This is a genomic window from Peptostreptococcaceae bacterium, from assembly GCA_016649995.1.
Taxonomy (GTDB): Bacteria; Bacillota; Clostridia; order Peptostreptococcales; family BM714; genus BM714.
This window is the reverse complement of sequence record JAENWJ010000053.1, coordinates 1-10,876: the sequence shown is the minus strand read 5'-3', so window position 1 is coordinate 10,876 and position 10,876 is coordinate 1. Positions and strand designations below refer to the sequence as shown.

Annotated in this window: 11 protein-coding genes, 1 tRNA gene and 1 pseudogene; all 13 read left to right on the top strand. The window is 42.2% G+C overall.

The window, feature by feature from the left end; translation table 11 throughout:
- The first annotated feature begins 77 nt into the window (after nt 1–77).
- The 13 genes and pseudogenes from JJE29_07940 (at nt 78) to JJE29_07880 (ending at nt 10,691) form a co-directional block, all read left to right on the top strand.
- Nucleotides 78–153, top strand: a tRNA-Phe gene (locus JJE29_07940).
- A 292-nt stretch (nt 154–445) separates the two neighbouring features.
- The gene (locus tag JJE29_07935) at nt 446–892 is read left to right on the top strand and encodes a DMT family transporter (GenBank protein MBK5252544.1); all 447 of its coding nucleotides are present in this window, start codon (nt 446–448) and stop codon (nt 890–892) included.
- Between the two features lie 175 nt (nt 893–1,067).
- Complete coding sequence (locus tag JJE29_07930) at nt 1,068–1,835, top strand: TIGR00159 family protein (protein ID MBK5252543.1); 768 nt, start codon at nt 1,068–1,070, stop codon at nt 1,833–1,835.
- The gene (locus JJE29_07925) at nt 1,828–3,087 is read left to right on the top strand and encodes a hypothetical protein (GenBank protein ID MBK5252542.1); all 1,260 of its coding nucleotides are present in this window, start codon (nt 1,828–1,830) and stop codon (nt 3,085–3,087) included. Before JJE29_07930 ends, JJE29_07925 begins: the two co-directional genes overlap by 8 nt.
- A 35-nt stretch (nt 3,088–3,122) precedes the next feature.
- Complete coding sequence (locus tag JJE29_07920) at nt 3,123–4,841, top strand: sigma-54-dependent transcriptional regulator (GenBank protein MBK5252541.1); 1,719 nt, start codon at nt 3,123–3,125, stop codon at nt 4,839–4,841.
- Nucleotides 4,842–5,119: 278 nt separating this feature from the next.
- Nucleotides 5,120–5,254 (top strand): annotated as a pseudogene (locus tag JJE29_07915) (butyrate kinase).
- Nucleotides 5,255–6,166, top strand: coding sequence for a phosphate butyryltransferase (locus JJE29_07910; protein ID MBK5252540.1), 912 nt, complete (start codon nt 5,255–5,257; stop codon nt 6,164–6,166).
- Nucleotides 6,167–6,182: 16 nt separating this feature from the next.
- Nucleotides 6,183–7,262, top strand: a complete 1,080-nt coding sequence (locus JJE29_07905) for a butyrate kinase (protein ID MBK5252539.1) — start codon at nt 6,183–6,185, stop codon at nt 7,260–7,262.
- Nucleotides 7,263–7,367: 105 nt separating this feature from the next.
- Nucleotides 7,368–8,042, top strand: coding sequence for an ATP-binding protein (locus JJE29_07900; protein MBK5252538.1), 675 nt, complete (start codon nt 7,368–7,370; stop codon nt 8,040–8,042).
- Between the two features lie 46 nt (nt 8,043–8,088).
- Nucleotides 8,089–8,310: a 4Fe-4S binding protein gene (locus JJE29_07895; GenBank protein ID MBK5252537.1), complete on the top strand. Its 222-nt coding sequence runs from the start codon at nt 8,089–8,091 to the stop codon at nt 8,308–8,310.
- A gap of 26 nt (nt 8,311–8,336) precedes the next feature.
- Nucleotides 8,337–9,401, top strand: a complete 1,065-nt coding sequence (locus JJE29_07890) for a 3-methyl-2-oxobutanoate dehydrogenase subunit VorB (protein MBK5252536.1) — start codon at nt 8,337–8,339, stop codon at nt 9,399–9,401.
- Complete coding sequence (locus JJE29_07885) at nt 9,401–10,147, top strand: 2-oxoglutarate oxidoreductase (GenBank protein ID MBK5252535.1); 747 nt, start codon at nt 9,401–9,403, stop codon at nt 10,145–10,147. Before JJE29_07890 ends, JJE29_07885 begins: the two co-directional genes overlap by 1 nt.
- A gap of 1 nt (nt 10,148) precedes the next feature.
- Nucleotides 10,149–10,691 (top strand): 2-oxoacid:acceptor oxidoreductase family protein, encoded by a 543-nt coding sequence (locus JJE29_07880; protein ID MBK5252534.1) that lies wholly within the window; start codon nt 10,149–10,151, stop codon nt 10,689–10,691.
- Nucleotides 10,692–10,876: the final 185 nt, after the last annotated feature.

Below are 10,876 nucleotides of genomic sequence, written 5' to 3'. Positions count from 1 at the left end.
TCATAACGGGGCGGTCTCGAAAACCGTTTGGGTGCAAGCCCACGTGGGTTCGAATCCCACCCTCTCCGCTATTTCGCGCCCAGATAGCTCAGTCGGTAGAGCAGGGGACTGAAAATCCCCGTGTCGGTGGTTCGATTCCGCCTCTGGGCACCACCAAAGCTCGGTTCATATGAACCGGGCTTTTTAGTGTCTTTTTTTACCGGAGATTTTATCTTTGCGCATAGGACAAAGCCTACAAAGAGTATAATGAAACAAAAAGAAGAGGCTTCAAGCGGTCAAATTATTTTAAAAAAACAAAGTTATACAATATTGTGTATTTGTCACCGAGATAAAGACTATAAATGGTATAATGGGGTATAAAATAATTGTCGTATTGACTTGTAAGCAAAAGAATATATAATCGGGTGTAGATTGATGGTTCTTTGATACGAAGGAGAATAATATTATGTTGATAATGGGACTTGCAATGGCTATTGTAGCCGGCATTTTCATAGCTTTCCAGGGCAATATAAACGCTTTGGTGGCGTCGCAGACGAGCATATATACAGTGATACTGATACCGGTGCTTACCCAGTCGGCTATTCTTGGAGCCGTTCTGCTTTTGAACAGGCAGTATGTTTCGGGAGTTGTAAAAATTGCAAAGGTAGATTACGGAATGCTGCTTCTTGTAATTTCCGGCATTCTTGGATTGGGCATAATGGCGACAATAACCTTTTCCATAATGGAAATAGGTCCTGTAACCACCTATACTGTTGCCATCTTCAGCCAGCTTTTTGCAGCAACGCTTATAGAACATTATGGACTTATAGGTGTAGGACAAAACAGTATTTCTCCGTTTAGAATATTGGGGCTGATTTTGATGGTGGTAGCTGTGAAGCTTTTCTATATGTGATGCAAAAAAATGCATATTTAATCGTTTTGTAACAGTTGTTTCCTTGCTAATAGGATTTTTCATTAGTAGAATTGGATTGAATTGAAAGATACTCAAATAATGTAAATTAGGGGTGTTGGGATTGGATCAAATTTTGGATGCTGTTTCAAACATAGGAATAAGAGATGTAATCGATATGGGAATAATTGCCTATGTATTTTACAAGTTGCTTATGCTCATAAGGGAAACTAGGGCGGAACAACTTTTAAAGGGCATTGCGTTTCTTCTTATTGCCACTAAACTTAGCGAGTGGTCCGGACTTTATGTCACTACATATCTTTTGAAGAATACTGTGACGCTTGGATTAATTGCTTTGTTGATCGTATTTCAGCCCGAGCTTAGGCGAGCTTTGGAATACCTCGGACGTAGCAAGTTTGTGGCCAAATCTATTGTCGATATAAAAGATGATAAAGTAAAAAAACGCATAGACGAAATAGTAAATGCGGCAGCATCCCTGTCCAGGCAGAAGATAGGAGGGCTCATAATACTCGAAAGGGAAACGGGCTTAAACGATGTAATAGAAACCGGAACAAAGATAGATGCTATAATTTCAAGCAGCCTTCTTATAAATATATTTTTTCCCAATAGCCCTCTTCATGACGGAGCCGTCATAATAAGGGATGACCGCATAATGGCGGCCGGTTGTTTCCTGACCTTGTCCGAGAATTCAAGCCTTAGCAAAGATCTCGGGACAAGACATCGGGCGGGTCTGGGCGTAACGGAAACAACAGATGCGGTGGTTGTAATCGTATCAGAGGAAACCGGAGCCATTTCAGTGGCAAGGGAAGGCAAGCTATCAAGATTTTTGGATACGGATACGCTTAGGGGACTTATGCAGGAATTATATAGAACCGAAGACAATCTTAGTCTTATCAAGCTGAAATGGAGGACTAAAGATGAGTAAATTTTTGAAAGGCTTTTGGAATTACACCAATCTATCAAACAATACAACACTTAAAATTGTTTCTGTGGCTTTATCGGTAATGCTTTGGTTCTACGTAATGGGAGACATAAACCCCGAGCTAACGACAACAATTAACAACATAGGTGTCGAATTGCTTAATATTGAGGAATTGTCACAGTCCGGGCTCGAAATGATAGGTCAGAAGGACTATGTTGTGCAGGTGGAAATAAAGGGAAGACGCAACGATGTCTACAAAGTTACATCTGAGAACATTAAAATAAGCGCAGATGTTATGGGCTTTAAATACGGAACAAATAGCGTTCCGCTTGAAATTTCAGTACCTACGGGTATCAAACTTACGGATTTTACTCCTAAACAGATAAAAATTGAACTCGACAGGATTGTTCAAAAGCAGAAGCCTGTAGAAATAATAAGAACCAACAAGCACTTGGAAGGCTTTATGACAAATGCGCCTACTGTTGAGATAGAAGAGATTCTTGTGGCAGGGCCTGAGTCGTTTGTAAACAATGTTGAAAAAGTGATTGGTGAGATAGATGTCGGAGGACTCACCGAGTCAGTTTCGCAAAATGTTCCGTTGAGGGCAGTTGACTCGGAAGGAAACGAGGTTGTCGGAGTATCCATTGGGCAGGCATATACTAAGGTGCATCTAGATGTCTATCGTTTTGCAAGCATTCCGGTAGTTGCTGATATAACAGGAGAAGTGGATGAAAACTACAGATTAGTATCGGTTTCTGTGATTCCCGAAACAATTCAGCTTCAAGGTAATACGGATGCAATCGAAGTTGAGGAGTCTATTAAAACGGAACCAATAGATGTAACCGGTCTTACGGAATCCATTGAATTAGATGTTCCGATAGTAATAACGGAGGGGCTGACTGCTTCACACCAAAAAGGATTGGTGAGAGTGATAGTTAATGTTGAGCCTATAAAGATAAAGGAAATAATATTGAATTCAGATTCCATAGCGATTGAAAATTTGGGAACGGGTCTTGTTACAAACTTGTCGGAAATAGATAATGACATAGCTGTAAAAATAAGGGATTTAGAGAGTGTGCTGGATACAGTCAATCCATTGGATATTGCACTGTCTGTCAATCTGGAAGGCTTGGAGGCCGGGAAACATGAGGTTGTAATAGACAGCAAAGCAAACGAATTCATAGGGCTTGAAGTAATTCCAAAAACCATCGAGATTAAAATAATGGATGAATCCAATACCGGAGATGAAGAATAGCAATAATGATCCCTAACGCTTGAGAGGTGCCGGAAATGAAAAAAGAAATGGAAGTCATCATAGATTCTACCCATGACGCTATGATTGCTGTGGACAAAACGGGAATAATTACTCTGTTTAACAAGGCGGCTCAGCGGCTGACCAAAATAAAATATGAGGATGCCATAGAAAAACATGTAGAAGGAGTTATTCTGAACACGCGGCTTCCCTATGTTTTGAAGACTGGAAACTCCGAGCTAAACCGAAAGCAGCCTCTGGGTGACATCAATATAATCACCAACAGGATGCCTGTTAAAAATGAATATGGTGAAACAATAGGCGCGGTAGCAGTGTTTAGAGACATTACGGAGGTTCTTGAGCTTGGGCTGCAGGTGACATCATTAAAGGAAATGACCAGCATGTTCGAAGGAATTTTCGATTCCACGCACGATGCTATTTCTGTTGTTGACCAAGATGGGTACGGGGTATTGGTTAATAAAGCATATACAAGGGTTACCGGACTTTTGAGTGCGGATATAATGGGAAAGCTTTGCACAGTGGATATAGCCGAGGGCGAAAGCATTCATCTAAAAGTTCTAAAGACAGGCAAGCCTGTAATGGGCGAGCGTATGTGGGTAGGGCCAAATAGAAGAGAAGTAGTGGTGGATGCCGCTCCGATAGTAATAAACGACCAGCTTAAGGGAAGCGTTGCAGTAATTCACGATTTGACAGAAATAAAGCGTCTTACTAATGAACTGGACCAAGCGAAAAGCATAATACGCAAGCTGGAGGCGAAATATACATTTGATGATATAATTGGAGAACATGAGCGTTTGGCCGATGCCATCAAGAAGGCCCAAATAGCGGCGGCTACTCCTGCGACGGTTATACTTAGAGGAGAGAGCGGAACCGGCAAAGAGCTTTTTGCCCATGCAATTCACAATGCAAGTGATAGAAAATATTCTCAATTTGTAAAAGTCAATTGTGCTTCAATAAATGAAAATCTGCTTGAAAGCGAATTGTTCGGATACGATGAAGGGGCTTTTACAGGGGCGCTAAAGGGTGGAAGGGTAGGATTGTTTGAAAGGGGAAACAGAGGAACTATCTTTCTTGACGAGATAGGGGAGATAAGCATGGGTACTCAGGTGAAGATTTTGAGAGTGCTTCAAGAAAAAGAAATAATTAGGGTTGGGGGAAACAAATCTATATCGATAGATGTAAGAATTCTGGCAGCTACCAACAAGAATCTTGAAAAAGCGGTGGCAAGGGGAGAATTCAGGGAGGACTTGTATTACAGGCTGAATGTTATACCCATTGTAATTCCTCCTCTAAGAGATCGCAAAAGCGATATAAAAAAGCTTGTAAAACAATTCATTCGAAAATATAATCAAGAGTACGGACGCATGGCTGAAGATATTTCGCAGGAAGCACTCGGAATACTTGAATTGTACGACTGGCCTGGAAACATACGGGAACTTGAAAATGTAATTGGCCGCGCTATGATAAACATGGTTTTTAGCGAGAGTGTCATCAAGTCATATCATCTTTCGCAATTTTTGGATGATGCTATGCATGCAAAGACGGTTTTTTTAAAGGAAAAGCCTTCAGAAATAGGTAAGATGGAAAATTTGACAGATAGAATAAGCACCTTTGAAAAAAACTATATCCTCAGAGTTTTAGAAATAAATGAGGGTAACAGAAAAAAAACAGCCAAAGTCTTGGGCGTTTCACTAAGAAGTTTGTACTATAAATTGGAAAAACATGGGATACGCTAGATGCAAGAAAATGCAAAATAAAGCCAAAGTGCAATATGTTGCAGTGCAAGAAATTGCACTGCAACATATTCTGAGAATTGTAAAATTGTGATTAATGGCCGCAAGGCTTGATAATGAAGGATTCTAAAAAGAATCCTTCATTATTGTTTTTTGGCACAATACTTGCAATAATATAGTGTGGAATGATTAATGACATGGAGGCAGAATTAACGACGCGAGAGAAGTTGAGAAGATGATAATCGCGGGAGATGAGAAGTCAAAACTTGTTTACAGACTATATAGCCGAACGTGTGGATTTTATTGCTCCGGTTCTTGTAAAGGCTGGAGAGGACGAGATGTGGGCCTTAAACCAAGGATATCTTAGAGTTTTGTTGGGGGAAGAGGTAAAAATATACGAGGATGAGGTGGAGTAAATGATAAGAAGCTTTGATGAAGTCTTAAAGATTGCCGCGGAGAGAGGACCAAAAACAATAGCTGTTGCATGCGCTGAGGATGCTGAGGTGCTTATGGCTGTGGAAGCAGCCAGACAGAAGGGAATAGCGAAAGCAATTCTCGTTGGAAATAAGGAAAAAATAGAATCGATATGCATTGATAAGAAAATCCCAATTGAAAATTATGAAGTGATTGATATGAAGGACATGGCTGAGGCTTCGTTAAAAGCAGTAGTGCTTGTTTCTTCAGGAAAAGCAGACATACTTATGAAGGGTCTTGTAGATACATCCATTCTACTTAAAGCGGTACTAAACAAAGAAGTGGGGCTGAGAACAGGGAGTGTCTTAAGCCACGTGGCGATATTTGAAATTAAGGGCTATGACCGTCTGTTTTTTATAACAGATGCTGCAATGGCAATTGCTCCGGATCTTGAAACAAAGAAGAAGATATTGCTGAATGCGGTTATGGCCGCAAAGGCTTTAGACATAGATGTTCCCAATGTTGCTGTGGTATGCGCCAAGGAAAAAGTGAATTCCAAGATGCCTTGCACATTGGATGCCGAGGCCCTTCAAAAGATGAACGAGACTGGAGAAATAAGCGGTTGCATAGTGGGCGGACCTTTTGCGCTTGATAATGCTGTTTCAAAAAAGGCAGCAGACCACAAGGGAGTAACTCACCCAGGGGCAGGGGAAGCGGACATTCTTTTGGTTCCGGATATCGAGGCTGGAAACATACTTTATAAGGCATTGGTTTTCTTTGCTGAAACGAAGAATGCTGGCATACTCGTAGGAACTAAGGCACCTGTTGTTTTGACATCAAGAGCGGACAGCGATGAAACAAAACTAAATTCAATAGCCATGGGCGTCCTTATGGCGGCCAAAGGCAATAATTAGAAAGGCGGTTGGGAATATGACTGACGAAAAAAGAGTGCTGGCTATAAACCCGGGATCCACATCAACTAAAATTGCGGTTTTCGATGGTGAAAAACCAATATTTGAGACGACACTGAGACATCCGGCAGAAGAGATAAATAAATACGAAAAAATCTATGATCAATATGAGTTTAGAAAATCTGTAATCCTCAACACATTAAATGAAAACGAAATCAACTTGACAAAGCTTTCTGCTGTTGTTGGAAGGGGAGGCCTGTTAAAGCCAATTAAAGGAGGCACATATGGTGTTTCTGAGAGAATGCTTGATGATTTGAAGGTTGGAGTTCTTGGAGAACATGCTTCTAATTTGGGGGGAATACTCGCGCATGAGATAGCCTCTGGTCTAAACATTCCTTCCTTTATCGTGGATCCTGTAGTTGTAGACGAGATGGAGGATGTAGCAAGAATATCAGGAATGCCTGAGCTTGAAAGAAAAAGCATTTTCCATGCATTGAATCAAAAGGCTGTTGCAAGAAGAGTGGCAAAAGAATTAGGAAAGCCATATGAAACCATCAACATAATTGTTGCCCATATGGGAGGTGGAGTTTCAGTAGGAGCCCATTCGGGTGGAAGAGTAATAGATGTTAATAATGCGCTTGACGGTGAAGGACCATTTTCGCCGGAACGTGCAGGCGGACTTCCGGTTGGCGGATTTGCCAAAATATGTTACTCGGGTCAATATACCCATGGCGAAATAAAAAAGAAACTAAAGGGCATGGGAGGACTCGTGGCATATTTGAATACAAATGATGGTCGCGAAGTCGGCAAAATGATTGAAAGCGGAAATAAGAAGGCCGAATTGATATATAAAGCAATGGCCTATCAAGTGGCCAAGGAAATAGGCGCTTGCGGTGCTGTTTTGAAGGGCGATGTCGATGCAGTGGTATTGACTGGAGGACTCGCATTCGACAAGATTTTGATTGGATGGATTCGTGAAAAGATAGATTTTTTGGGAAAGGTATTCGTATATCCGGGAGAGGATGAGATGGCGGCATTGGCTCAGGGAGCACTCCGCGTGATAAATGGAGAAGAAAAGGCACAGGAATATCTTAAATAATTTGACGGAAGAGTGCAAGACCGGAGAGGGCTGCATTTAAAAACCCCATGTTTGAAAATAAAGGTTTTTTCCGGAGCTTGTAACTCTAATAGGAAAGGTGATTAAATGTTGGATGACAAGCGGATAAGAGTCATAATTGGACATTACGGAAGCGGCAAAACGGAATTCGCTGTCAACTATGCGGCCAAATTGGCTGAAATGGGCAGAAAGGTTGCAATTGCCGATCTTGATATAGTAAATCCATATTTTAGGTCCAGAGAAAAATCTGAAGAGTTGACAGAAATGGGAGTTTGGGTCATGTCCAATTCACTAGGCGGACAATCGGCTCTTGATTTACCGGCAATCACGGCCAGCGTTGCGGCTCCTCTTCAAAACGAGGAATATGATGTTGTGCTCGACATAGGCGGAGATGCAGTAGGTGCAAGGGTTTTAGCAAGGTACAAGGAGTACTTCAAGGAAGACGAATACGACATGTTTTGTATTTTAAACGCCAACAGGGAGCAGACAAGCACCGTTGAAGGCGCAATCAGACATATCGATTCCATAGAGAGCGTAACAGGAGTAAAGGTTACTGGTCTCGTAAATAACACCCATATGTTGAGAGAAACTACTATTGAGGATGTTATGAGAGGGCAGGAACTTGCGCAAAGAGTTTCGGAAGAATTGGACATTCCGATAAAGTATGTCAGTACACTGGAAAACGTTGCCCGACTGCTTCCAGAAAATATTGATGGGGAGATATTTCCAATCAAATTGTACATGAGAGAAATTTGGATGTAATTTTTCTGGGGCCCGAAAACCATATAATTTGAGGAGGGGTGAAGGAATGGCAAAAGCAAAAGGTAAAGTCACATTTGACGAAGCAAGATGTAAAGGGTGTGGACTATGCGTTGCAGCTTGTCCTGTTGGAATCATTAAACTCGACACAAGCATGATCAATACCAAAGGATATCATCCGGCAGGCGTAGAGGATATGGACAAATGTATTGGGTGCGCCAACTGTGCCACCATGTGTCCTGATGTATGCATTACCGTAGAAAGAGACTAATAAACAATAAGGAGGGATAATGACCTATGGCTAAAGTATTAATGAAAGGTAACGAAGCAGTTGCAGCAGCTGCTATTAAAGCTGGTTGCAGATACTTCTTCGGATACCCTATCACACCGCAGAATGAAATACCTGAATACATGTCAAAAGAACTTCCGCTTATAGGTGGAAGCTTTGTTCAAGCCGAGAGTGAAATTGCGGCTATAAATATGGTTTACGGAGCAGCAGGAGCCGGTGTTAGAGTTATGACATCTTCTTCATCTCCGGGTATCGCACTTAAGCAGGAAGGTATCTCCTACATAGCTGGGGCTGAACTTCCATGCGTTATAGTAAACATGATGAGAGGCGGCCCGGGACTCGGAGGAATACAATCCTCTCAGTCAGACTATTTCCAAGCTACAAGAGGCGGCGGAAACGGCGACTATAGGACACTTGTTTACGCACCAGCAAATGTGCAGGAATTGGTTGACTATACAATGAAAGCCTTTGATATCGCAGACTATTACAGAAATCCCGTATTGGTTCTTGGCGATGGAATGATCGGCCAAATGATGGAGCCTGTAGAGTTCAAAGAACCGGAAAAAATGGAATTGCCGGAAAAAGACTGGGCAACTACAGGAACAAAGGGTAAAAGAAAGCCCAATATTATAAACTCACTTAGACTTGATGCGGCAGAGCTTGAGGACTTGAACATTAAACTCGAAGCCAAGTATACGGAAATGGAAGAAAAAGAAGTTAGATATGAAGCTTACAAGCTTGAAGATGCCGAAATAGTTTTCATTGCATACGGAACTGTTTCAAGAATCACTAAGAATGCTATAGACCTCCTCGCAGAGGAAGGTATCAAGGCAGGGCTTATAAGACCAATAACGCTCTGGCCTTTCCCGAATAAGGCATTTGCTGAAATACCCGCTACTGCAAAAGCTCTTATGAGTGTTGAAATGAGCCAGGGCGGCCAAATGATTGATGACGTCAAGATTGCAAACGAAGGCAGATTGCCTATCGGATTTTATGGAAGAAGCGGCGGAATGGTGCCTGCACCTAAGGCTATTGCTGAAGCTGCAAAAGAAATGCTAGGGGGTGTCAAATAATGGCTGTTGTTTTCAAAAAGACCCAAGGACTTACAGAAAAAGAATTCCATTACTGCCCCGGTTGTACCCATGGTATTATCCATCGAATCACGGCTGAAGTTTTGGAAGAGTTAGGTGTTCTCGGAGATACAATCGGTGTTGCACCGGTAGGTTGTTCCGTTCTTGCCTATGATTATTTTAATTGTGACATGAGTGAAGCTGCCCATGGACGTGCTCCTGCCGTAGCTACCGGAATAAAAAGATCTCTTCCCGATAAAGTTGTATTCACTTATCAAGGCGATGGAGACTTGGCTTCAATTGGAACAGCTGAAATAGTTCATGCCGCTCACAGAGGTGAAAAAATAACCACGATATTTGTAAATAATGCTATCTATGGAATGACCGGAGGACAAATGGCTCCGACGACTCTCGTGGGACAGAAGGCTACTACGGCTCCTTACGGAAGAGACGAAGCACTTTGTGGACAACCGCTTAAGGTTTCCGAAATGCTTGCTACAATTCATGGCGCCGCATTTGTTGAGCGTGTTGCTGTTGATACGCCTGCCAATGTCAAAAAAGCAAAAAAAGCCATCAAGAAGGCTTTTGAATGTCAAATCGAGGGCAAAGGATTTGCAATAGTTGAGGTGCTTTCTACCTGCCCGACTAACTGGGGTATGACGCCTGTCGATGGAATCAAATGGCTTCAAGAGAATATGATGCCTTATTACCCATTGGGTAACATGAGAAATCCATGGGAGGTGGAATAATATGTTGAATGAGAAAGTAATTTGTGCAGGATTTGGAGGTCAGGGCGTTATGTCAATGGGAAAACTTTTGACTTATGCCGGAATGATTGAAGAAAAGCAGGTTTCGTGGTTGCCTTCATATGGACCCGAAATGCGTGGTGGAACAGCAAACTGCGCAGTAATGGTATCCGACACATTGATTGGATCACCTATCATTGAGAAAGACGCCACTACTGTAATAGCCATGAACCTTCCTTCATTGATTAAATTCGAAGAAGAATTGGCACCGGGCGGAAAACTTTTCATTAATAGTTCTTTGATTGACAGAAAAGCCACAAGGGATGATGTCAAAGTTTACTATATTCCGGCCAACGAAATTGCCGTTTCTTTGGGAACAGGCAAGGCTGCCAACATGGTAATGCTTGGAGCGTATCTTGAAATCACAAAGACGGTCAAGAGCGAAACTGTCATTGAAGCTTTCAAGAAGGTTTTCGGACCTACCAAAGCTCATCTTGTTCCATTGAACGAAAGTGCTCTTATTAAGGGTGCTGAATCTGTAAAATAGTTTTTAAAGGCCCTGACCGTTACATGGCGGTCAGGGCCTTTTTTCATGTGTGCCCGGCATGGGCACAATCTATAGGGTGAAAGTCCCGAACGCCGAAGGTGACGTAGGCGTTAGCCAAGAGCAAGGGTGTCGTGGGTGACTGCGAATCTGAAGGAAGCTTGATGAGCAAATTTCCGGTCTGAGGT